Origin of the sequence: Dryocola boscaweniae (genome assembly GCF_025215095.1) — a bacterium.
GTDB lineage: Bacteria > Pseudomonadota > Gammaproteobacteria > Enterobacterales > Enterobacteriaceae > Dryocola > Dryocola boscaweniae.
The window spans coordinates 17079-40294 of sequence record NZ_JALHAP010000079.1 but is presented as its reverse complement, the minus strand read 5'-3'; the positions used below and the strand labels follow the sequence as shown (position 1 = coordinate 40294).

Genomic DNA, 23216 nt, shown 5'->3' with positions numbered 1-23216 from the left:
TAGCGCAACAATGAAAATTATTGGGATTATGTTACCCAATGAACAATATTTGATTTAAATCTATATTTTAAAGCCAGAATAAAATCATAGAAATTTCTTAAAATAAATCCGCGAAAAGTAAAAGGGATGGCTAAAACATCAAATCTGAAAGCAGAGGATAAGATAATCAAAAGCATACACAGCAAAAATAAAACAACCAAATTATATCAACCCTAATTATTAATACCGATGGGTTTAATCGTCTTCAGCCTGCGTGTGCGCAAGATGTTCTAATCGTTGTTGATAAACGGGGCCATGCACGGCCCCGTTTTTTTATGTCCCGCTGTGACATTGAGCTTTTCACCTCGCTAGCCGATAGTAGTCATTTTTCTGACAAGTAAAATGATATGACCCAGACTGCTCCCTCCCTGGCATTAAAAGTTGCCGCGCTGCTGCTGCTGATCCTGATTTATACAGGCATTTTTACCGGTGACAGAGTCACCTGGATGATGGAAGTTACGCCGGTTGTCATCATCGCGCCACTGCTGCTCATTACCCAAAAGCGTTACCCGCTGACTCCCCTGCTCTACATACTGATTTTCTTTCATGCGATCGTTTTGATGGTCGGCGGCATGTACACTTACGCTAAAGTGCCCATTGGTTTTGACGTTCAGGAAATGTTCAATCTTAGCCGCAACCCGTATGACAAACTGGGTCATTTTTTCCAGGGATTGGTGCCTGCGCTGGCCGCGCGTGAGATCCTGGTGCGTGGTGGTTACGTCAATGGGCGCAAGATGACGGGCTTTCTGGCGTGCTGCGTAGCACTGGCGATCAGCGCGACTTACGAGCTGATTGAATGGTGGGCAGCGCTGGCTATGGGTCAAGGCGCGGATGATTTTCTTGGCACTCAGAGCGACCAGTGGGATACGCAATCAGACATGTTCTGCGCCCTGCTCGGCGCGATAACCACGGTGTCGCTCCTTGGGCGATATCACCAGCGTCAGCTAATTCGCTTGCTTTAACCTATCTAAACCGGGGCCAGATGGCTCCGGTTTAGCGTATCAGGCTTCAAAATTAAAGAATCGCTTTCCGTTTCCCGTATTCATCACGGAGTCAATTCGGTGTAGCACAAAAAATAAATATAACTGAATTTAGAAACCATTATTTATATTTTCCAATACTTTCCTCTCCCGTGCCACTGATCTTATTTTTACACAAGTACTCTTTCATTAGAAACATCCTATAAAAACAATAAATGTTCAAGCCAATAATATATCAAAGACAAATACATCAATGATAAAACATTCATTATGTACATTTGTAAGCTTGCTAATTATACTCGCAAATAGTTAACGATTTGCTTTGTCTCTAATACTATTCCGAAATAAATACGCAGCTTTTGAAATAAGCGGTAAGAAACACCTCTCTTTTCAGATTTCACTTACAAAAAATAAACATAGTTCAAATTGCAAGGAAAAAGCATTGACAATAAACATACTTAACAACCATGCATTCATAAAAAAAATACTTTACATTAAAAATAATACCGATTAAATACCCTTGCTTCTAAACTCTTTGGATGAAAAACCTATGGACAGAATCTCATTTAATCTTAATAACAGCACAAAGCTTCTTATTAAAAGCTCCGTAATAGTTACGGCCCTCGTCCCTTTATTATCGAATGCGGCGGTAATTAGCCAGTCGACAGATGCTCCGCAGATATTCAGTACTGATACTGAATATTCAATTAACTCCGGAGTAATTATTAACGCTGATAGTAGCAGCCCGGCGGTAACGATCACCGGCAGCACAATCCAGTCAACAACAAACAATGGCACCATTTCTGGAAATACAGGTAATGGTATTTTAATAAATACGGAGTCCACTGAATTTTCTCTTAACAATCAACAAACAGGAAATATCTCCTCTGAGAATAGCACGGCTATTTATGTAGAGAGCATGGCTGGCATTATCAATAACTCCGGTGCTATCGAGGGAAAAGATTTCGCCATAAAAATGGGAGAAAATGTTTCCTCCCTTACGATCGCTAACGCTGCTAATTCGACTATCAAAGCAGATACAGCCATTGATACTCTCGTATCAGTTATATTGAAGAACAACGGAGAAATAGACGGCAAAAATGGTTCTGCAATCGCTTTGCACGGGGGTAACTCGACCATCGATAATACTGGCTTATTATCAAGCCAGACAGCGAGCGCGATCTTTGTTGATAACGCAGCCAAAGTTGATTTAAGCAACAGCGGGATAATCGAAGGTAAGGGTGGGAATGCCATTGAATTAACCAGTGCTAAAAAAAACACCATTACACTGAATACCGGTTCAGATATTAAAGGCGATGTTATTTCTTCAAACTCTACCAGCAATACCCTTACGTTAAAAGGAACGGGTAGCGAGGACAGTAATTTTATTGGCCGCAATCCTGGAGAAGGTTTCGCCTCTTTAAAAATGGACGGTACGAGTTGGGAAACAACGGGTAATATAGATATCATCGGTAGCGGTGATAGCCTCCTGATTAACAGCGGTAAATTAACGCTGGCGGGCGATGTAACGAACAAGGGGAATTCACTAATTGCGCAAGGTTCCACCTTACAGCTCGGCAATGGGAGCAAAACTGGCACGCTCGAAGGTGGTGTAACCAATAATGGTTCGTTTATTTTTGATCAGGCTGGCGACACTCAGTTTGATAATATCATTAGCGGCAGCGGAGAAGTCGTCAAAAATGACAATAACAGACTGTTACTCGGTGGAGTAAATACCTATAGCGGCAATACTACTCTGAATAGAGGAACAACACTGCTGAACGCAGGCTCTGCACTTGCAAGCGCAAATATCGCAGTAAATTCGGGCGCTATTTTTGCCAGCGCTGGCGAGATCCTCGGCAATGTTAACGTTGCTAAAGGGGGCACGCTTTCTTCCTGGAATGGCGTGGAAGGTACAACGGCTGCCTCAGGCCCAACGGCCAATACTATTAATGGAAATCTGGTTAACAGCGGCAATCTGCAAATTTCCAGTCTGAAGCAAGAAGCAGGCAATATTTTTACCGTTAATGGCGATTACACCGGCCAAAGCGGTAGTCAGATCATGATGAATAGCGTTTTAGCCGATGACGCATCGCCTACAGACAGACTGGTCATTAAAGGAAGCTCTCTTGGTGAATCAGCGGTCAAGGTTAACAATATTGGTGGCCTGGGCGCGCAGACGGTTAACGGAATGAAAGTTATCTCTGTCGGAGGAGCTTCAGATGCTAAATTCACCCTGGCATCACCAGCCGTTGCAGGAGCCTGGGAATACAATCTGAATCAGCACTCTGACGGCAGTTGGTATCTGGAATCTGTCGCTACGCCGCCAACGGTTGAGCCTGCCCCTGAGGAAACGGATACCGGTAATAATGACGCTCCGGCTGGCGGTGATGGTTCTTCCGCTGGCGGTGATGGTTCTTCTGCCGGTGGTGACGGTTCTTCCGCCGGCGGTGATGGTTCTTCTGCCGGTGGTGACAGTTCTTCCGCTGGTGGTAACGGCTCTTCTAATGGTGATAATGGTTCTTCTGCCGGCGGCAATGGTTCTTCCGAAGGTGGTGACGGTTCTTCCGCTGGCGGTAATGGTTCTTCTGCCGGTGGCGGTTATGTCCCTGCGGCTCCAGAGCTTTATAACCCAGCAGTCGGAGCATATCTTGCGAACTATACCGCAGCGCAAACCATGTTCCAGCACAAACGTGAAGATCGCGACCAGCTCGTTATTCGTAATGAAGACGATCTTAATACCTGGATGTATGTGAACGGACGCTACAGCGAGAATAGCGCTGCGGGCGGAGCCATCAGCAATAAAGCAAATATTACCGTCCTGCAGATAGGTAGCGATATTTTCTCTAAGCCTTTGGGTAAAGGTATTGTTAACGGCGGCTTTATGTTAGGGGCCGGTAATACAGATAACAGAATTACTGTTCACAATAACCGCCGTACCGCAAGCGGTGAGGTTCAGGGTTTTAACGTCGGTATGTATGCAACCTGGCAGGAAGATACCACCAACCGTACCGGCACTTATTTCGATAGCTGGCTTGCCTTGAGCACCTATAAAAATACGGTGAACAGCAGCTATATGGAGCAAGAAAAATATAACAGCCGCGGTTTTGCCACATCCCTGGAAGCCGGCCATGCCTGGCTGATGGATTCTCGTTCCAAACGTAACTGGAAACTGGAGCCTCAGGCGCAGGTTATTTACAGCTACCTTCATCAGGATAGCCATACTGAGGCTAACGGCTCTCGTATTAACGCGAATGATAACAGCAGCGTTCTGGGGAGACTGGGTCTTAAAGCCAGCAATATCGAGCTTAATGCCCCTGAGGCCTGGCAGCCTTGGGTCGCGGCAAACTGGCTGACAGGAAGCGGTTCAAACGATTTGCTGTTTAACGGTGAAAAGGTCAGCAACGATATTCCGGATAATCGAGGACAGCTTGAAGTTGGCATCAGTGGCCGAATGAACGTCGCTTCTACCGTTTCGTTGCGTCTGAACGGTGAATGGGGAGAAAAGGATTATAGCGCTTACTCGGCGCATATCTTGTGGAACTACCGCTGGTAATACGCCTGTGAAAATGCCAGCGTTCAAACGCTGGCATTTTTAATTTTACTGGTTGAATCAAAACGTATTTTTGCAACTGAGCTTCATCATTACCGCCTGTTTATTGATAACAAGCTGGCGCATTCTCTCCACCTGAGTGGAGAAAATGCAGCGTATAAAGCCCGGGCGGCTTTATAAAATCAAGACGATTTAACCATTAACTGCATCAGATGGTTTTTGATGCGGAAGCAAAGCTCACGCATCTGAAATTCCGTCTGCGGCAGTACAATATCGTTGATTTCCGTACTAATCGACGGCTCAACCTGACGATATTTGTTTATAGATGAGGTCAATTTCTGCACATCATACATATACTTGTTATATGAAGCCTTATTGTATACCTGCATGGCCTCCAGCTCTTTACGGCATTCCTGCATACGTGTTGCCCGGCTATTGCTTTCCGGCTGGATCTGCGCCAGAGGGGCGGCAGGCTGAGGAGCTATCACAGGCTCACGTACCACCGTTTTTTTCGGTGCCTGCTGCGCGCATCCTGCTACCAGCAGGAGGCCTAGCGCCGTGATAATTGCTAATTTTTGCATACTTTTCCTTTTATACTGTGTATACGCGCGGCATTCATTTTCCGCATCGAAATACATGCTATCACGTATGTACTTCGCTTAACCGATACGTATTGTTGACGGGTCTTGTTGGGGCAAAAATATCTCATTAACCAAAAGTACAATCAATGTTTTCGAACAGCATTTTGCTAAAAAGGAATAATCTATGGCCCAAAAATGGCGTATGCCCAGGCAAAACACCCTGTTCCATGTGATTATTTTTGCTGCATTTTACATCGGAAAACGCTTTTTTCAGCAGAAGAGGAAGAAAATCGCTTCCGCCACAGTCGGACATTTTCCATAATTATTAGATGCCATATACGTCAGGCGCAAAATTAGATTATGCGAAACACGCAGCAAACAGCAGTGAATAATCTTTAGCATTTGACGCTGCAGTGAGGAGAATCTATTAGTAACAGGCGGTGCCAGCTATCAACAGCAGCAGAGCGCCCGCTCCCCGTAAGTGCTTAATTACGCCTGACGATATATAACACTTAATTTCAGGCTACTCCTTAGAGGTGCTCACCACTTGCCCGAACCCCTTTCCCTCTAATTGAGCATCAGGAGCGGCAAAGAAATCGATATTGAAGTAGGTGTCTTCGGTCAGTAACTCAATACGGTGCCAGTATTGTGGAGGGCTGACGCCAAAATGCCCTTCTTCAATAATCAGTTCGATTTCCGGAGCCGTATCATTTTCGCTTTTGAAACCAATGTACTTCACCGCTCCCGCCATGACCGATAATCGCCCATAAACGTCTTTTTTGGTGTTGTGATGGGTAAGCAGCGCTTTCGGAACGGAATCTTTGTTCCAGAAAGGCGTAGAACGAGTGTGTTTGTAATCTGCCGGGATGCGGTGTGCCATAGGATTCTCCAGAGAGTAAAGGTGCATGGCCATTTTTAAGCAATATTCATGCCAGAAACATATGACGCTGTATTTGAAAAATATTAGCCAGGGAACATTTTGCAGTATAGTCATTCAGACTTGATCTGTGATGGTCAAACAGACAGCCACTGGTCATTTTGACTGCCTAAAATCTGTAAACCGCTCAGATTAACCTTTCTTTTTCATCACGGTGTGATCCACCTTCACCATTCTACCTCTTCATCTGGGGTTCATCTGGCGAACGGAGTAAAGTGGAACAAGGTTTCAAATTCCTTCAATCCGCTAAGGAGATATCATGCCTTATCAGGCTTCCCCTACCCGTTATGAATCTATGCAGTATCGTCGTTGCGGCCAGAGCGGCCTGAAACTGCCCGCTCTCTCCCTCGGTCTGTGGCACAGTTTTGGCCATATTAATAATCTGGATTCACAACGCGCGTTACTGCAAAAAGCGTTTGATTCAGGCATTACCCATTTTGATTTGGCCAATAATTACGGCCCGCCTGCCGGTTCCGCTGAAGAAAATTTTGGTCGTCTGCTGCGCCAGGATTTTGCGGCTTATCGCGATGAATTTATCATCTCGACAAAAGCCGGTTACGACATGTGGCCAGGCCCGTATGGCTCCGGCGGCTCACGCAAATATCTGCTGGCAAGCCTCGACCAAAGCCTGCAGCGTATGGGCGTTGATTATGTCGATATTTTCTACTCGCACCGCGTTGACGAATATACGCCTATGGAAGAAACCGCTTCGGCTTTAGCTCAGGCCGTGCAAAGCGGTAAAGCTTTATATGTCGGCATTTCTTCTTATTCACCAGAGCGTACGCAGAAAATGACCGAGCTGCTACGCGAGTGGAAAATTCCATTACTTATCCACCAACCCTCTTACAACCTGCTAAACCGCTGGGTTGATAAGAGCGGTCTTCTGGATACGCTTGAGCAAAACGGTACGGGCTGTATTGCTTTTACGCCGCTTGCCCAGGGACTATTGACCGGCAAATACCTGAACGGCATTCCAGACGGATCGCGTATGCAGGTCGAAGGAAAAAAGGCACGCGGCCTGACGGAAAATATGCTCTCCAAAGCGAATCTTAATAGCCTGCGCTTGCTTAATGAGATGGCGCAGCATCGTGGACAAACCATGGCGCAAATGGCGCTTAGCTGGCTGCTGAAAGATGAAAGAGTGACGTCTGTGTTAATCGGCGCAAGCCGTCCGGAGCAGCTTGAAGAAAACGTGAAGGCTCTGGAAAACCTGAGCTTCAGCGGCGAAGAACTCAGCGCAATCGATAAACACGTGGCGGATGGCGAGCTGAATCTGTGGCAGGCATCTTCAGATAAATAAACGTAAAAAGCCTCTTCAGATGAAGAGGCCGACACTGATGACAAATCTTCCGGCGTCACAAAACTAAAGGGAGTCGTCATTTAAAAAATAAGGAAAATCAATCCATTGGTTTCCACCTGACAACGATAAAGAAGGAAAAAACGTGGTTTTTCCTTCTTTATCAGCAACCTGAGGCTTTGCCCGTTAATATTTTGCCTGCCGGGACAGTTTATCCAGATACCCCATGGCAAACGCGGAAAGCACAAACGTCAGATGAATAATCACATACCACATTAGAAGGATCTCCTGAAAAAACTTAACCGTTAAGGCAAGCAGCGCCAGAGATAAACCGAAGTAGACCGGTGCCAGTACCAGCGAGCGGCGTACATCGCATTTTCAAAGAAACGTTCCATAATGTCCTGATCCCTATAAATTGGACGCTCAGTATAGCGAATCAGGTAAGGATCTGTCCTGCCGCGTACGCCGTAAGCTCAGGGCGGCATGAGCTTTATACGTCGGCCAAATCTACGGCAGGACGCTGGTATTGCGGCCAGACCAGCCCCACTAACGCGGGATAAGCCTCGTGGCTTAATTCGTTAAAGCACTGGCGTAAATTGAGCACTTCTATATCTGAAAATGACACATGTTCGCCTTCAGCACAGCGTTTTTTGATATTGTCGTAATACTTATATACCGCTGAATTCAAATCGCTGCAGCGACGCTGTGCATTAAATAATTCGGGCCGGGATATCAGCTCATCAATTCGCATTCTTTTTATCGTTGCATAAGTAAAATCAATATATTCGCTATTTACGCGCCAGAAGTAATCAGGCGTAATTTTGTTCATCAACATTGCGAAATAGTCTTCACGTTCCTCAGCGCTGCTGGTAGAAACCACTTTTAATTTACCTGATGCCGCATTTTCCTGCTCATTCGACATTTCTTTCATTAACAGCAGGACGACGCATAACAAAATTAGCAGGGTCACAATAAAATAAAAAACGCTCTGCATCAGAAACTCCTGTTTTTTTTATTTTGGATTTGAGGCATCATAATATTGATATATCTCCCACAAAGGCCTCCAGCAGGCTGTTGATAGTAAAGGACATAACTAGTGCTTCCCAACAGTTTTGTGCCGTGCCGCTTTCAGGTTTCCACCGTGGAGGACCATAGCGATAGCGCAAGTAACAGTGAGTCGAACAGCCATGTTCAGGAGAAACTTTCAGCGCTTGAGAAAACCATTCTTAGCGGCAAACATTATGCAGGACTTGCAAAAAACACGCTACTGGAAGAAACGGATAAGCATATTAAAGAACGCCTGCTCTGCGCTGCGAAAATTCAAACGCTGGTCGCCGTAATCAACGAGCTATGCGAACAAGAAAAGCTCAACCCGGCCGATTTACAGATGTTGATAGAAGAAAAAACGTCAGATATCAGGCTAAAAGAAGAACAGATTTGGCTGAATCAGCTCACCCAGGAAAAGAGCTGGCCGTTATTTTATTCTTTTGAGGATTAATAGCCATGACAGAACTAAGCCTGTCCTTGTCCGCAGTAAAAGAAGCTGACGGCAGCGAAGATGACCTTGAATTTACCTTAAAGCAAAATATCAACGCACTGGTTATATTGAGAAATGAAAATATCGCCCAATATACCCAAGAAATTACCGATATCACCTCCGCCCTGGTGGATCTTAAGTGGAAAAACCGCCGCCAGATCTATCCCATGAGATTTAAAGAAGAAGTTTACGGCGCGGTATTAAGTGAAATTATCGCCGGCCAGCCGCATTTAAAGCAGATGATAATATCGCGACTTGAGGCAAAATATCAGGAGATAAAAACCTGCGAAGCGCAGACTTTATCTATCACGCGCGAATTGATTGAAGGCACCTATAAGACGCCGAATTTATAAGCAACCGCTGCGGATGAACTATTGCCTAGCCGTTATGGTGATGAGAATCACTAATAATTTCAGTGACATCCGCCACATCGCCAATTCTGATCTCCCCTGCCCGCTCAAGTTTGCTTTTGTCGATTAATAGCAAAGACTGGGCGGCGCGCCGAAGCAGCGTCGTTTTATATTCCGCGTTCCAGCTACGCGTATCCCACAGCGTACCGTTGACATCAACCCCTTCGCAGGAGAAAGCGAATAAATCTATATCGATATTTTTGAGCAACGTGCCCAACGGAGCATTGATGTAACAAGCGTACTTACGCTGCAGCGTGCCGCCGGTGCTGATGAGTTGTATATGTTCACGCTTTGCCAGTAGCTGGCAAATTCGTTCGCTATTAGTGAACACGGTGAGAGGGATATCCGGCAGCAGACGGGCCAGATACCAACAGGTAGAACTGGCGTCCAGGGCGATAACCATGCCTTCACTCACCCAGTCTGACGCACGACGAGCGATAGCAGCTTTACTGTGAAGATGGCTTTTCTGACGCTCAATAAAGGGATCGCCGCTGTCTCCGGTGCCACGGCTGATATGTCTGGCGCGTCCGTGCTGACGAATAATTTTGCCCTGTTTTTGCAGACAATCCAGGTCGCGCCGTACCGTTTCAAGGCTTACCTCCAGCAGGCGCGCCAATTGCCGCGTAGTCAGATTTTCGTATTGTTCGAGGAGCTGAATCAGTTCCTCGTGACGTGCGGTTTTCATCCATTCCCCTCATGTCTGTTGAACCTGCCGCTTTTAACATAGGGGAATTTTGCCGGAATGCCAGACATTCTCTGGCTGTAATCAGGCCAAACGGAACACCGAAATCGCCTGCTGCAATTCATCAGCCTGCCGCTGCTGCTGACGCGCAGCCTGTACCGTCTGGGCTACGTGCGCCACATTTTCATGTACGCTGCCGTCAATGCTGGCTACGCTCTCATTCATTTGCGCAATATTGGCGCTTTGCCGGCTGCTCATCTCAGCCAGTTCTTCCACCAGATACGACAATGTGCCGATAGAGGCGATAACCTCCTTCATTGTCTGCCCGGCATGTTCAACCTGTAGGGAACCATTACGCGTGCACTCTACGGAAACAGCGATCAACTGACGAATATCTTTCGCTGCATTTTCGCAGCGCATCGCAAGCGTGCGGACCTCAGAAGCCACAACCGCAAAGCCTTTACCGTGCACGCCCGCCCTTGCCGCTTCTACAGAAGCGTTCAAAGAAAGAATATTCGTCTGGAAAGCGATGCCGTCTATAAGCTCAAGGATATTGCTGATGCGCTGTGACTCATCGCGGATTTGTTCCATAGTGTGCGTCGCCTTATCGATACTTTCGCCGCCCCGCACGGCAATTTCACCTGTACGCGTGGCAAGTATTTTCGCTTCCAGAGACTTTTCGTCAGTGAGTTCGGCGGCGCTGGTGAGCTGCTCCATAGCGCTTGCCGCAACAGCCAATGCCGTTGCCTGTTCATCTGTACGTTTAGAAAGGGCGGCGTTGCGTTCGATAATGCTTTCCGAGGCGTTCAGAACATCTGCTACGCCTGCGCTGACCTTGCTAAGCGTATCGCGCATCGCCGTAAGCGCAGTGCTGAAGGTTTGCGCAAAAGGCGAGTGACTCTCCCTGTCGCTTTTTGTGAGCGTCAGGCAGCCAGCTTCGCGATTAATTTGCGCGGCCAGCCGTGCCACTTCGCTCGCCGAACGGGCGTCATTGGCCATATTGACGGCCAGGTAAATAAGAATTGCACTCTGCGCCACGACAAAAATAGCGTGGAAGAAAACCATATGAAAACCGGTATGCATAAAGCAAATAACGCCGAACAAATCTTGCTCTTGCAGATAATTAAATAATATATGGTGTACCGCTGCGGTGGCCGCCCCCATTAATATTGGGCGATAATCGCGGTAGGCCAATAACGCAGATAATAATACAAAGACCGCAAAGTGAAATTCGGTTTCCCCTTCTCCTAATTGAATTAATAAGGCTGCAAAACCTAATAATGTAAAGGCATAGAACAGCCGGGTGATAAGCTTCCCTGGAAAAAAAAGCTTGATCAGACTGGACGTTACGGCAAGCACCGCGCCAGCAATCAGCGCCACAGGAAGCGACTCATAGGCCCATCCCGCGCCAATTGCCACGACATATAAACCCCATACCAACCCAAGCATTAAAACGTCAGCATGCTGATAAATTCGATTAAAAGAGACTATCTCGGGCTGCTTCTTTGCTGTGTGAAAAAAAGTCATTGTTGCCATTGTTTCATCCACGATTATTGTTATCAGGTATTTTCACGGCTTTATTATCGCCTAATAAAAAAGCGTAGATGCTTTATTGTTAATAAGTTAATTTTTTGCTGCGTTACAAATAATCACTCCGTTCTGTTTCTTTAATTTGAATTAAGTCAGCAAGCAGCCCCCCTCCCACCGGCCATTCGCACCAGGAATAAACTGGAACGGTTAGACATTTCAGCAAAAACAACCAGGCTTTAAGGATGTGTAAACAAAACGGAGAACGACTAATGGCAAATCACCAGTCTAAAATTCAGGATCCGCGCAACCAGTATCACACCGGCGAGTATCCGCAGCAGAAACAACCGGCTCCAGGGGTTCAGGCGAAGATGGACCCGGTTCCTGACTGCGGCGAAAGCAGCTATGTCGGGAGCGGCCGACTAAAGGATCGTAAGGCGCTGGTCACCGGCGGCGATTCGGGCATTGGTCGTGCAGCCGCCATCGCTTACGCGCGTGAAGGCGCTGATGTTGTCATTAACTATCTTCCCGCCGAGCAGGAAGACGCCGAACAGGTAAAAGTTTTAATTGAAGAGGCGGGCCGCAAAGCGGTGCTGATTCCTGGCGATTTAAGCGACGAAAAATTTGCTCGCTCCCTGGTGCAACAGGCCATTAAAGAACTTGGCGGACTGGATATTCTGGCGCTCGTGGCCGGTAAACAAACGGCGGTGGAAGAGATTGCCGGGTTAACCAGCGAGCAGTTCCAGAAAACTTATGCGGTGAACGTTTTTGCCCTCTTCTGGATAACGCAGGAGGCTCTGCCACATTTGAAACCTGGGGCCAGCATCATCACCACCTCGTCAATTCAGGCTTATCAGCCAAGCCCGCATTTGCTGGATTACGCTTCAACCAAGGCCGCCATCCTGAACTACAGCCGCGGGCTGGCTAAGCAAGTTGCGGAAAAAGGCATTCGGGTTAACGTCGTGGCGCCGGGACCAATCTGGACCGCGCTGCAGATTTCCGGCGGTCAGACTCAGGAAAAAATTCCGAAGTTTGGCCAGCAGACGCCAATGAAACGTGCAGGGCAGCCGGCAGAGCTTGCGCCGATATATGTTTATCTGGCAAGTCAGGAGTCAAGCTACGTTACAGCGGAAGTGCACGGTGTGTGCGGCGGCGAGCATTTGGGCTAAAAAAATGGCGTGGTTTATACCACGCCATCTTCATTTCTGAGACTTACTACTGAGCTTTTGTGACTTCCTGTCCTACCAGCCCAATCTTCAGATATCCTGCCTGGTGCAGGGTATCCATTACGTTCATCATCGTCTCGTAATCCACCGTTTTATCCGCGCGGAAGAAAATCGTGGTGTCTTTCTTACCTTCAGTGGCCGCGGTAATTACGTTGATCATGTTTTCTTTCGTCACCGGGTCATTACCCACAAACATCGTGTCGTCGGCTTTAACGGACAGATAAACCGGTTTTTCCGGACGCGGCTGCGGTTGGCTGGAAGACGCCGGAAGATTCACCTTCACGTCCACGGTCGCCAGCGGCGCTGCCACCATAAAGATGATCAGCAGAACCAGCATTACGTCGATAAACGGCGTAACGTTAATTTCATGCATTTCACCGTTATCGTCGAGATTTTCGTTAAGACGCATAGCCATTAGTTATCAACTCACACGCAGTTTTTGAGCCGTACGAACCGGAACCGGACGAGCCTGAGAACTGGCTTCTAAATCCAGATCGCGGCTTTGCAGCAGCAGAACCTGTGCCGCTACGTCGCCCAGCGAGGCTTTGTAACCGCCAATCACACGGGCGAAAATGTTGTAGATAACAACCGCCGGGATTGCCGCAACCAGACCGATTGCCGTTGCCAGCAAGGCTTCGGCGATACCCGGCGCAACAACCGCAAGGTTAGTGGTTTGCGACTGAGCGATGCCGATGAAGCTATTCATAATGCCCCATACCGTGCCGAACAGACCGATAAATGGGGAGATAGCGCCGATGGTGGCCAGAAAACCATTGCCACGGCCCATGTGACGGCCAACCGCAGCTACGCGCCGCTCCAGACGGAAACCGGTACGCTCTTTAATGCCTTCGTTGTCTTCACTTCCGGCAGACAGTTCCAGCTCATTCTGAGCTTCGTTAATTAATACCGTGCTGAGGCTTTTAACACCGAAGGCGGAAGCCATTTCGCAGGCTTCGTCCAGAGAGCGGGCGTTACCGAGCTGCTGCTGTTCACGCTTAAGGCGGCGCTTCTGGGTGAACAGTTCAACGCTTTTACTAAAGAAGATGGCCCAGGTGACGACTGAGGCCAGAATCAGGCCGATCATCACAATTTTTACCACGATGTCGGCATGCTGATACATGCCCCAGACGGAGAGGTCCGTCTGCATCAAATTATTCGTCACTCTTACTCTCCACCGCGAAAATAATACAAAATCTGAGCGTAATAATATCAAAACGACATCGAATTGATAGTAGTTCTCATTAGTATTTGCAGAGTGCCTGAAATTGTCTGTGTATTCATTGCGTTTACGCAGTAAAACCGCGGGGCTGCCGAATTTTCAGCTTTTTTTGTCAACCTGAAGAAACGGCATGCGGCACGCTGTGTAAACCATGATAAATTATGTTTAGACATCCAGACGTTTAAACGGGGTAGCAAAAAATGGCAGCGAAGCACATCGAAACGGCACTGATAAACGCCGGGCGCGACAAAAAATTCACCCAGGGATCGGTTAACAGCGTCATTCAACGCGCTTCATCATTAGTCTTTGAAACCGTAGAAGCCAAAAGGCAGGCCACCGCCAACCGGGCAAAAGGCGAATTATTTTATGGGCGTCGCGGCACCCTAACCCACTTCTCTTTGCAGGAAGCGATGTGCGAACTGGAAGGCGGAGCAGGTTGTGCACTCTACCCCTGTGGCGCCGCCGCCGTGGCAAACGCGATTCTGGCTTTTGTCGAACAGGGCGATAACGTGCTGATGACCGGCACCGCCTACGAACCCAGCCAGGATTTCTGCACAAAAATTCTCGCTAAACTTGGCGTAACCACTACCTGGTTCGATCCTTTAATTGGCGCAGCCATCGCAGACCTTGTGCAGCCCAATACCAAAGTTGTTTTTCTTGAATCGCCGGGCTCCGTCACCATGGAAGTTCACGACGTACCGGCGATTGTGAAGGCGGTTCGCAGCGTCGCGCCCGAAGCTATCATCATGATAGATAACACCTGGTCGGCGGGCATTTTATTTAAAGCGCTGGAATTTGGCGTCGATATCTCTATTCAGGCGGGCACCAAATATCTGATTGGGCATTCCGACGCGATGGTAGGCACCGCTGTATCCAATGCGCGCTGCTGGGATAAGCTGCGTGAGAATTCTTATCTGATGGGCCAAATGCTGGACGCCGACACGGCTTACATGACCAGCCGCGGATTGCGCACCCTTAGCGTGCGTTTACGTCAGCATCAGGAAAGCAGTTTAAAGCTTGCCGGATGGTTGGCTGAACATCCATTGGTTGAACGAGTGAACCATCCGGCGCTCCCCGGCAGCAAAGGTCATGAATTCTGGAAACGTGACTTTACAGGCAGCAGCGGATTGTTCTCTTTCGTGTTGAAAAAACGCTTAGACGATGAACAACTGCAACGCTATCTCAATCATTTCCAGTATTTCAGCATGGCCTATTCCTGGGGAGGCTACGAATCGCTTATCCTTGCTAATCAGCCGGAGGAATTAGCGGAAATTCGCCCGGCAGGCGGGATAGATTTTTCCGGAACTTTAGTTCGTGTTCATATCGGGCTGGAAAACGTAGACGATCTTCAGGCCGATCTTGATGCAGGTTTCCAGCGCATAGCCTGAAGCTGCCAGATATGGGCGCCTGAAAGGACAAGAAATTGTTTGCCGCTGTGATTTGTTGAGCCCGCGATCAAGGTGCCGTGGGCTTTTTAGCGTTACACTGTCTCTAAAATAAAGTTCGTCTTATTTAAGGCGTACTACCTAAGCGGTTCCACAGGATTTTCCATGGCTGTAATACAAAATATCGTCCAGGCGCTTTGGCAACATGACTTTGCCGCCCTGGCAGACCCTCATGTGATTGGTGTTGTCTATTGCGTCATGTTTGCGACGCTGTTTCTGGAAAATGGGTTGCTGCCGGCTTCGTTTTTACCGGGAGACAGCCTGCTGCTGCTGGCGGGCGCGCTGGTGGCAAAAGGGGTAATGGATTTCGTCCCGACAATGGTGATTTTAACCACGGCGGCGAGCCTCGGCTGCTGGCTGAGCTATTTGCAGGGCCGCTGGCTGGGCAACACCAAAACGGTGAGAGGCTGGCTAAGCCAGCTTCCCGCTCAGTATCACCAGAGGGCCACGCATATGTTCGACAGGCATGGGTTGCTGGCGCTACTGGCGGGTCGTTTTCTGGCGTTTGTTCGTACTTTACTGCCAACCATGGCGGGCATTTCCGGCCTCAGCAATCGCCGCTTCCAGTTCTTTAACTGGCTAAGCGCTCTGCTATGGGTCGGCGTGGTGACAAGCTTTGGCTATGCGCTGAGTATGATCCCCTTTGTGAAACGCCATGAAGATCAGGTGATGACCTTCCTGATGATCCTGCCCATCGCCCTGCTGGTTGCCGGTTTGGTCGGCACACTGTTCGTGGTGCTCAAAAAAAAAGTTAGGCTCGCCTGAGTAATTCCACAGCCCCGGCCATTCGCGCCGGGGTTTTTACATTGTGCGCATACGCGCGACATCCTCACCCGGCGTGACGCCAAAATAGCGTTTAAATTCGCGGCTAAACTGCGATGCGCTTTCGTATCCCACCCGTACCGCTGCGGTACTCGCTTTTAGCCCGTCGTGCAAAATCAGCATACGCGCCTTATGCAGTCGATAACTTTTCAGATATTGCAGCGGCGAGGTGCTGGTGACGGATTTGAAGTTATGGTGAAACGCCGAGACGCTCATGTTCGCCTCAGCGGCAAGCTGATCGACGGACAGGCTCTCGGTGTACTGCGTTTCAATGCGCCTGAGCACACGGCTTATCAGGCTGAAATGCGTCTGGCGGCTGACCAGCGCCAGCAAAGCGCCGCCTCGCGGGCCGGTAAGAATGTGATAGAGAATTTCGCGGATAATCTGTTTGCCAAGAATTCGCGCGTCCAGCGGGCGTTCCAGCACATCTAACAGACGCTCCACCGCGCAGAGGATTTCCTCAGAAAGTTCGGCGGAGTTAATGCCGGTAGAACAAGCCTGCGGATGGAAGAGATCGTCTTCGCCAATATCCATCAACAGATCCTGAAGCTGCAAGATATCGATGTTGATGCGCATTCCCGCCAGCGGCACCTCCGGCGTCGCGAAAGTTTCACATTCGAAAGGTAAAGGTACGGTGAGCAGAAGATATTCGTTGGCGTCGTAGCGAAACACGCGATCGTTGATATAGCCCGTTTTATGGCCGGAAAAGAGAATCACGATCCCCGGTTCATACATCACCGGCGTTCTGGCATTGGGCCTGGCGCCGTACAGCAGACGAACATTAGGAAGCGCCTGAAGCGCATCATTTTCATTTTGCATCAAACGATTAATTTTTTGCGTGAGCTGCTGGCAAATCGTTTTCCGGTTCATCTTCGTGCGCTCCATAAGGCTTTTTTAGCAATGACAGTGTGCGACGAAAGCGGTTTTTTCTCCAGCCTTCTGGAGAAATGGGCAAGACAAAGGCAGGAATATGCATTGAGAGATAGCCCCCATAAGCCGACAATGAACTCCATCAAAAAGCGCTAAGCAATGTCTGTTTTCACCCACTCAACGGGAAACTAATAATGAACAATTTTAATCTACATATCCCAACCCGCATCCTGTTTGGTAAAGGCGCAATTGCTGAATTGCGCGCCCAGATCCCAGCCAAAGCGCGCGTGCTGATAACCTACGGCGGCGGCAGCGTGAAGAAAAATGGCGTGCTGGATCAGGTTTACACTGCGCTGGAAGGTCTGGGCGTGCTGGAGTTCAGCGGCATCGAACCAAACCCGACCTACGAAACGCTGATGAAAGCGGTTGAAGTGGTTCGTAAAGAGAACGTGACTTTCCTGCTGGCTGTGGGCGGCGGTTCCGTTCTGGACGGCACTAAATTCATCGCCGCTGCGGCTAATTATCCGCAGGAAAAAGATCCATGGAACATCCTTCTGACTCGCGGCGACGACGTTGAAAGCGCCATCCCGATGGGGTCCGTGCTGACGCTGCCGGCAACGGGTTCTGAATCCAACAAAGGCGCCGTGGTTTCTCGTCGCGCTACCGGTGACAAACAGGCGTTTATGTCCGAGCACGTTCAGCCGGTCTTCGCCGTACTCGATCCGGTTTATACCTACACGCTTCCACCGCGCCAGGTTGCCAACGGCGTGGTGGACGCGTTCGTTCATACCGTTGAGCAGTACATCACCTGGTCGGTAAACGCTAAAGTACAGGATCGTTTTGCAGAAGGCATTCTGCTGACGCTGATTGAAGACGGCCCGAAAGCCCTGAAAGAGCCAGAAAACTACGACGTGCGCGCAAACGTAATGTGGGCCGCCACTCAGGCGCTTAACGGCCTGATTGGCGCAGGCGTACCGCAGGACTGGGCAACCCATATGCTGGGCCATGAACTGACCGCGATGCATGGCCTGGATCACGCGCAGACGCTGGCGGTTGTGCTGCCTTCGCTGCTGAATGAAAAACGCGCGGTGAAGCACGACAAACTGCTGCAGTACGCACAACGCGTGTGGAACATCACCAGCGGCAGTGAAGAAGAGCGAATCGATGCGGCCATTGAAGCGACACGTAACTTCTTCGAGCAAATGGGCGTACCAACCCGCCTGTCTGCTTACGGCCTGGACGGCAGCACTATTCCCGCGCTGCTGGCCAAACTTGAAGAGAAAGGCATGACCCAGCTCGGTGAGCATCAGGATATTACTCTTGACGTAAGCCGCCGCATTTATGAAGCGGCACGCTAAGTAATTTAGTTACCTGGCTTTCGTTTTCGGGTATTTGGTCCAGACTTAAATGCAATTGTTACACCGGGGCCTGGCCCCGGTGAATCGCTCATTAAGGAGGAACGCATGGCAAATCCAACAGTAATCAAGCTCCAGGATGGGAACGTGATGCCTCAGTTGGGCCTCGGCGTATGGCAAGCCAGTAACGATCAGGTGCTGCTCGCTATTGATAAGGCGCTGGAAGTCGGCTATCGCTCAATCGATACCGCCGCGGCGTACAAAAATGAAGATGGCGTAGGTAACGCCCTGAAAAATGCAGGCCTGCCGCGTGATGAGTTGTTTATCACCACCAAGCTCTGGAACGAAGATCAGCAGCGTCCGCACCAGGCGCTGGAAGAGAGCCTGGAAAAGCTGCAGCTTGATAGTATCGATCTCTACCTTATGCACTGGCCTGTACCAGGCAAAGACCATTACGTTGAAGCATGGAAAGGGATGATTGAGCTGCAAAAGCAGGGGCTGGCGAAAAGCATCGGCGTCTGTAATTTTCAGGTCAACCATTTGCAAAGGCTGATTGATGAAACGGGCGTTACGCCGGTTATCAACCAGATTGAACTGCATCCTCTGCTACAACAGCGCCAGCTCCACTCCTGGAACGCCACGCACAAGATTCAGACCGAATCATGGAGCCCGCTGGCACAGGGCGGCGATGGCGTGTTTAATCAAAAAATCATTCGCGATCTGGCGGATAAATACGGCAAAACGCCGGCGCAGATTGTTATTCGCTGGCACTTAGATAGCGGCCTGGTCGTTATCCCAAAATCGGTCACGCCGTCGCGTATTGCTGAAAACTTTGACGTCTTTGATTTCCGTCTCGATAAGGACGAACTGGGCGAGATTGCGAAGCTTGATAGCGGCAAACGTCTCGGGCCTGACCCGGATGTGTTTGGCGATTAACGTTTAAAGCCTTCCTCACAATTGTGAGGAAGGCTTTTTATTTACGCCGGCCTTTTCTTCGCCCCGGCTTTTACACCCGTCTTAGGCGCAAACTTCGCACCTGCCGCTGCAGGACGACGCTGATGCGCTATCGGCGTGTGTTTGGTCAGCGCCGGCTGTGAATGACGGTTATAACGACGCGCTTCACGCATCTCTTCTAACGTCGGTGCCGGCACCAGACATTCACGGCGACCGCCAATCAGATGTTTTTTACCCATAGCTTCCAGCGCTTCACGGATCATCGGCCAGTTTGCCGGATCGTGGTAGCGCAGCAATGCCTTATGCAGACGTCGCTGGCGATCGCCCTTCGGCACCACGATATCCTCGCTTTTATAGCTAATCTTGCCGAGCGGATTCTTACCGGTGTAATACATAGTGGTCGAGTTCGCGAGCGGCGATGGATAGAAGTTCTGCACCTGATCCAGACGGAAACGGTTTTTCTTCAGCCACAGCGCCAGATTCACCATATCCTCATCACGCGTGCCCGGGTGCGCAGAGATAAAGTATGGAATCAAATACTGCTCTTTTCCGGCCTGTTTCGAATAGGTATCAAACAGCTCTTTGAAGCGGTGATAGCTGCCCATCCCCGGCTTCATCATCTTGGACAGCGGGCCTTCTTCAGTATGTTCCGGCGCGATCTTCAGGTAGCCGCCCACGTGATGGGTAGCCAGCTCTTTGATATAGCGCGGATCTTCTACCGCCAGATCATAACGCACGCCGGATGCGACCAGGATCTTCTTAATGCCTTTCAGATCGCGGGCGCGACGATAAAGATTAATGGTCGGCTGGTGGTTGGTGTCCATATGCGGGCAGATGTCCGGGTAAACACAGGACAGACGTCGACAGGTTTGTTCAGCGCGCGGCGATTTACAGCGCAGCATATACATATTCGCCGTTGGACCGCCCAGGTCGGAAACCACGCCGGTAAAGCCCGGCACGGTATCGCGGATCGCTTCAATTTCACTGATGATCGAATCTTCCGAACGGCTCTGAATGATGCGCCCTTCGTGCTCGGTGATCGAACAGAATGAACAGCCGCCGAAGCAGCCACGCATGATATTGACCGAGAAGCGAATCATTTCATACGCAGGAATGCGGGCTTTGCCATAAGACGGGTGCGGCACGCGCTTATAGGGAAGCGCAAACACGCTGTCCATCTCTTCGGTGGAAAGCGGAATGGCCGGCGGGTTAATCCAGATGTAGCGATCGCCGTGCTTTTGCATCAGCGCACGCGCGCAGCCCGGATTAGTTTCATGGTGCAAAATGCGCGATGCGTGGGCATAGAGCACTTTGTCGTTTTTCACTTTTTCAAACGACGGCAGCAGCACGTAAGTTTTTTCCCACGGCTTAGGACGCGGCGGCTGAATGACAACGGCTTTAGTTTCTTCTTTTACTTCTGTTGGTTTGCCGGTATCCGCGCACGGCAAATCTTCGCCATAAGGATGGGGGATTGGGTCGATGCGCCCGGGCGTGTCCAGACGTGTGGAATCCACGCCCGCCCAGCCCGGCATCGCCTCTTTACGCATCATCGCGGTGTTACGAACGTCGCTTATCTCGTCAATTTTCTCGCCCATTGCCAGACGATGAGCCACTTCCACCAGCGGACGCTCGCCGTTGCCGAAGATCAGCATGTCGGCTTTGGCATCCACCAGAATCGAACGACGTACGGTATCGGACCAGTAATCGTAGTGCGCGGTGCGTCTGAGACTCGCTTCGATGCCGCCAAGGATCACCGGCACATCGCGCCAGGCTTCTTTACAGCGCTGGGTATAAACCAGCGAAGCACGATCGGGGCGCTTGCCCGCGACGTTGTCCGGCGTGTAAGCGTCATCGTGGCGCAGTTTACGGTCGGCGGTGTAGCGGTTGATCATGGAATCCATGTTGCCTGCGGTGACGCCGAAGAACAGGTTCGGTTTTCCCAGACGCATGAAATCTTCTTTGCTGTTCCAGTCCGGCTGGGAGATTATTCCCACGCGGAAGCCCTGAGCCTCCAGCATGCGACCGCAAATCGCCATACCAAAACTGGGATGGTCAACGTACGCATCGCCGGTAACCAGAATGATGTCGCAGCTATCCCAGCCTAAGTCGTCCATTTCCTTGCGTGACATGGGTAAAAACGGTGCCGGGCCGAAACAGGCCGCCCAGTATTGAGGCCACGAAAAGAGTTCGCGATCGGGCTGGATCAAGCTTACAGAGCTCATATAGCTTTCCGAAAAATGATGTAAAAGTAACCAAAGCCGGCGATTATACGCCGTTATCAGGCAATAAATGAAGGGTTAATACAGGGTTTAATTTTGCCTTCACCCTTCGGTGAAGGCGGTATGCAAATTTTATGGCGCGGGCTGTACCAGCAGTTGACCAATTGAGCCTCTGTCCGCCATTTCCAGCGTCTGGCTGGAATAAAGGAACGGGAAATGCTCCCAGGAAGGCTGGCCGAAATAAACCAGCAGCTCAACCTGGCCGTCGACCCAGACGGTGTCTTTCCAGCCGCGGTCTTCGCCGAAGGGCGCGGCGCCATTAACGTTCTTAATCAGGAAACTCACGCCTTCAATATGGAAGGACTGCGGCATATCCGAACGCACGGTCCAGCGTTCCCAGGTGCCCTGCTGCGTCTGGATATCGATGCGCTTAATATCCCACAACTGGCCGTTAATGCCCGGTTCGTCGCCAAGCGTAATATCACGGCTGCGTGCCGGGCTGCCGTTGATAATTTCATCCGGCAACAGACGCATTGGCAGACTGTCTGTTACCAGCGGCAGCAGACCGGTTGGGCGCAGCGTTAATACCAGCGTAGAAATAAGGATGCTCGACGGCTCAAAGAAGCCGCGAATACGATCCATAATCCCCGCCGCTTCACCGCAGGTAATCGAAACCTCTTTCCCTTCGGTCATATCAACCAGGATTTCGCGGCGCTCGCCGGGAGCCAGAGAAAGCTGTTTGACCGGGACAGGCGCAGGTAAAAAACCCTGATCGCCTGAAATAACATGCATCGGACGGTTATCGCTCATTTGCAGCAAATAGCGACGCGCGTTGGACGCGTTGAGCAAACGCAAGCGTACCCAACCGCGAGAAACTTCAACATACGGCCCCTGCACGCCGTTAACCAACAGCGTATCTCCCACAAAACCGCCGCTGCCCGGTTCGACGTATTCCGGCGTTCCGAAATTATCCAGACGCTTGTCCTGAATGATTATCGGGAAATCATCAACGCCGTAGTGATTAGGGATGGGCAGTGATTTACTGACTTCATCTTCAATCAGCCACATACCCGCAAGGCCGTTATATACCTGCTGCGCAGAACGGTTTGGCGTGTTTGCGCGATACCAAAGCGTGGCGGCCTGTTGACGAATGGGCAGCACGGGCGCCCAGTCTACATTGGGCGACATCATGCGCGGCGCGCCGCCCATTAAAGGCCCTGGCACCTGAAGGCCGGCGATAGTCATACCGATATTTTCCTGCAGGCGATTGCTGTAAATCATCTTCACATCATCGCCATTCCAGACGCGAATTGTCGGCCCCAGGTAACGTCCGTTTAATCCCCAGACCTGCGCCTTCGCGCCGCCGGTGAATGACCAGTGTGCCCGTTGCAGCGTCAGAAAAAGAGGCTGACCACGGCGAGATTCAAGCAAAGGGGGAACGGGTAACGGTAACTGTTGCCCCGCCGCATTTGCCCTCAGTGGCACCGCACCCGCACAAAGTGCAATTCCCGATGCCTGAATAAACTGACGCCGACTGAGTGACATAATTACTCCATGTAAAAC

20 protein-coding genes and 2 pseudogenes are annotated in these 23216 nt (G+C 50.0%); 11 read left to right on the top strand and 11 right to left on the bottom strand.

Annotated features, from left to right (window positions below; translation table 11 throughout):
* Nucleotides 1–386: 386 nt before the first annotated feature.
* Together MUA00_RS12710 and MUA00_RS12705 are read left to right on the top strand one after the other, a co-directional pair.
* Nucleotides 387–1001 carry a DUF2238 domain-containing protein gene (locus MUA00_RS12710; RefSeq protein WP_271123414.1) on the top strand — a complete coding sequence of 205 codons (615 nt, stop codon included), beginning with the start codon at nucleotides 387–389 and terminating at the stop codon, nucleotides 999–1001.
* Nucleotides 1002–1569: 568 nt separating this feature from the next.
* Nucleotides 1570–4575, top strand: coding sequence for an autotransporter family protein (locus MUA00_RS12705; protein ID WP_271123413.1), 3006 nt, complete (start codon nucleotides 1570–1572; stop codon nucleotides 4573–4575).
* A 179-nt stretch (nucleotides 4576–4754) separates the two neighbouring features.
* Here MUA00_RS12705 and MUA00_RS12700 read toward each other — a convergent pair whose 3' ends face one another.
* Nucleotides 4755–5153 carry a hypothetical protein gene (locus tag MUA00_RS12700; RefSeq protein ID WP_271123412.1) on the bottom strand — a complete coding sequence of 133 codons (399 nt, stop codon included), beginning with the start codon at nucleotides 5151–5153 and terminating at the stop codon, nucleotides 4755–4757.
* Nucleotides 5154–5337: 184 nt separating this feature from the next.
* On the opposite strand from MUA00_RS12700, the gene MUA00_RS12695 reads away from it, so the two are divergent.
* Complete coding sequence (locus MUA00_RS12695; protein WP_271123411.1) at nucleotides 5338–5475, top strand: hypothetical protein; 138 nt, start codon at nucleotides 5338–5340, stop codon at nucleotides 5473–5475.
* Nucleotides 5476–5676: 201 nt separating this feature from the next.
* On the opposite strand, the gene MUA00_RS12690 is transcribed toward MUA00_RS12695, so the two are convergent.
* Nucleotides 5677–6033 (bottom strand): DUF1971 domain-containing protein, encoded by a 357-nt coding sequence (locus MUA00_RS12690; RefSeq protein WP_271123410.1) that lies wholly within the window; start codon nucleotides 6031–6033, stop codon nucleotides 5677–5679.
* A gap of 316 nt (nucleotides 6034–6349) precedes the next feature.
* Between MUA00_RS12690 and MUA00_RS12685 the strand changes: the two genes are divergently transcribed.
* Nucleotides 6350–7390, top strand: coding sequence for an aldo/keto reductase (locus MUA00_RS12685; RefSeq protein ID WP_271123409.1), 1041 nt, complete (start codon nucleotides 6350–6352; stop codon nucleotides 7388–7390).
* A 183-nt stretch (nucleotides 7391–7573) separates the two neighbouring features.
* Here MUA00_RS12685 and MUA00_RS12680 read toward each other — a convergent pair.
* Nucleotides 7574–7782: pseudogene (locus tag MUA00_RS12680) on the bottom strand (hypothetical protein).
* A 95-nt stretch (nucleotides 7783–7877) separates the two neighbouring features.
* Complete coding sequence (locus MUA00_RS12675) at nucleotides 7878–8381, bottom strand: ESA_00282 family adhesion-associated protein (protein ID WP_271123408.1); 504 nt, start codon at nucleotides 8379–8381, stop codon at nucleotides 7878–7880.
* Nucleotides 8382–8483: 102 nt separating this feature from the next.
* On the opposite strand from MUA00_RS12675, the gene MUA00_RS12670 reads away from it, so the two are divergent.
* Nucleotides 8484–8885: a hypothetical protein gene (locus MUA00_RS12670; protein ID WP_271123407.1), complete on the top strand. Its 402-nt coding sequence runs from the start codon at nucleotides 8484–8486 to the stop codon at nucleotides 8883–8885.
* 5 nt (nucleotides 8886–8890) lie between these two features.
* Nucleotides 8891–9277: a cytoplasmic protein gene (locus tag MUA00_RS12665; RefSeq protein ID WP_271123406.1), complete on the top strand. Its 387-nt coding sequence runs from the start codon at nucleotides 8891–8893 to the stop codon at nucleotides 9275–9277.
* Nucleotides 9278–9302: 25 nt separating this feature from the next.
* Here MUA00_RS12665 and fucR read toward each other — a convergent pair whose 3' ends face one another.
* Nucleotides 9303–10019 carry an L-fucose operon activator gene (fucR, locus tag MUA00_RS12660; protein ID WP_271123405.1) on the bottom strand — a complete coding sequence of 239 codons (717 nt, stop codon included), beginning with the start codon at nucleotides 10017–10019 and terminating at the stop codon, nucleotides 9303–9305.
* Between the two features lie 81 nt (nucleotides 10020–10100).
* Nucleotides 10101–11552 (bottom strand): methyl-accepting chemotaxis protein, encoded by a 1452-nt coding sequence (locus MUA00_RS12655; RefSeq protein WP_271123404.1) that lies wholly within the window; start codon nucleotides 11550–11552, stop codon nucleotides 10101–10103.
* A gap of 263 nt (nucleotides 11553–11815) precedes the next feature.
* On the opposite strand from MUA00_RS12655, the gene MUA00_RS12650 reads away from it, so the two are divergent.
* Nucleotides 11816–12712 carry an SDR family oxidoreductase gene (locus tag MUA00_RS12650; RefSeq protein ID WP_271123403.1) on the top strand — a complete coding sequence of 299 codons (897 nt, stop codon included), beginning with the start codon at nucleotides 11816–11818 and terminating at the stop codon, nucleotides 12710–12712.
* A 46-nt stretch (nucleotides 12713–12758) separates the two neighbouring features.
* Here the strand turns inward: MUA00_RS12650 and exbD are convergent, their stop codons facing one another.
* Together exbD and exbB are read right to left on the bottom strand one after the other, a co-directional pair.
* Nucleotides 12759–13184, bottom strand: coding sequence for a TonB system transport protein ExbD (gene exbD, locus MUA00_RS12645; protein ID WP_271123402.1), 426 nt, complete (start codon nucleotides 13182–13184; stop codon nucleotides 12759–12761).
* A gap of 6 nt (nucleotides 13185–13190) precedes the next feature.
* Nucleotides 13191–13931: a tol-pal system-associated acyl-CoA thioesterase gene (gene exbB / locus MUA00_RS12640; RefSeq protein WP_271123401.1), complete on the bottom strand. Its 741-nt coding sequence runs from the start codon at nucleotides 13929–13931 to the stop codon at nucleotides 13191–13193.
* 257 nt (nucleotides 13932–14188) lie between these two features.
* Between exbB and metC the strand changes: the two genes are divergently transcribed.
* Together metC and yghB are read left to right on the top strand one after the other, a co-directional pair.
* Complete coding sequence (metC, locus tag MUA00_RS12635) at nucleotides 14189–15376, top strand: cystathionine beta-lyase (protein WP_271123400.1); 1188 nt, start codon at nucleotides 14189–14191, stop codon at nucleotides 15374–15376.
* Between the two features lie 162 nt (nucleotides 15377–15538).
* Nucleotides 15539–16198, top strand: a complete 660-nt coding sequence (yghB, locus tag MUA00_RS12630; RefSeq protein ID WP_271123399.1) for a DedA family general envelope maintenance protein YghB — start codon at nucleotides 15539–15541, stop codon at nucleotides 16196–16198.
* Nucleotides 16199–16234: 36 nt separating this feature from the next.
* Here yghB and MUA00_RS12625 read toward each other — a convergent pair whose 3' ends face one another.
* Complete coding sequence (locus MUA00_RS12625; protein ID WP_271123398.1) at nucleotides 16235–17125, bottom strand: AraC family transcriptional regulator; 891 nt, start codon at nucleotides 17123–17125, stop codon at nucleotides 16235–16237.
* Between the two features lie 194 nt (nucleotides 17126–17319).
* On the opposite strand from MUA00_RS12625, the gene yqhD reads away from it, so the two are divergent.
* Together yqhD and dkgA are read left to right on the top strand one after the other, a co-directional pair.
* The gene (gene yqhD, locus MUA00_RS12620) at nucleotides 17320–18483 is read left to right on the top strand and encodes an alcohol dehydrogenase (RefSeq protein ID WP_271123397.1); all 1164 of its coding nucleotides are present in this window, start codon (nucleotides 17320–17322) and stop codon (nucleotides 18481–18483) included.
* Between the two features lie 105 nt (nucleotides 18484–18588).
* A complete protein-coding gene (gene dkgA / locus MUA00_RS12615; protein WP_271123396.1) occupies nucleotides 18589–19416 on the top strand; it encodes a 2,5-didehydrogluconate reductase DkgA in 828 nt (275 codons plus the stop codon).
* Nucleotides 19417–19502: 86 nt separating this feature from the next.
* Here dkgA and MUA00_RS12610 read toward each other — a convergent pair.
* Nucleotides 19503–21725: pseudogene (locus MUA00_RS12610) on the bottom strand (YgiQ family radical SAM protein); the annotation flags it as partial.
* Between the two features lie 60 nt (nucleotides 21726–21785).
* Nucleotides 21786–23198 carry a cell division protein FtsP gene (gene ftsP, locus MUA00_RS12605; protein ID WP_271123394.1) on the bottom strand — a complete coding sequence of 471 codons (1413 nt, stop codon included), beginning with the start codon at nucleotides 23196–23198 and terminating at the stop codon, nucleotides 21786–21788.
* Between the last annotated feature and the right edge of the window lie 18 nt (nucleotides 23199–23216).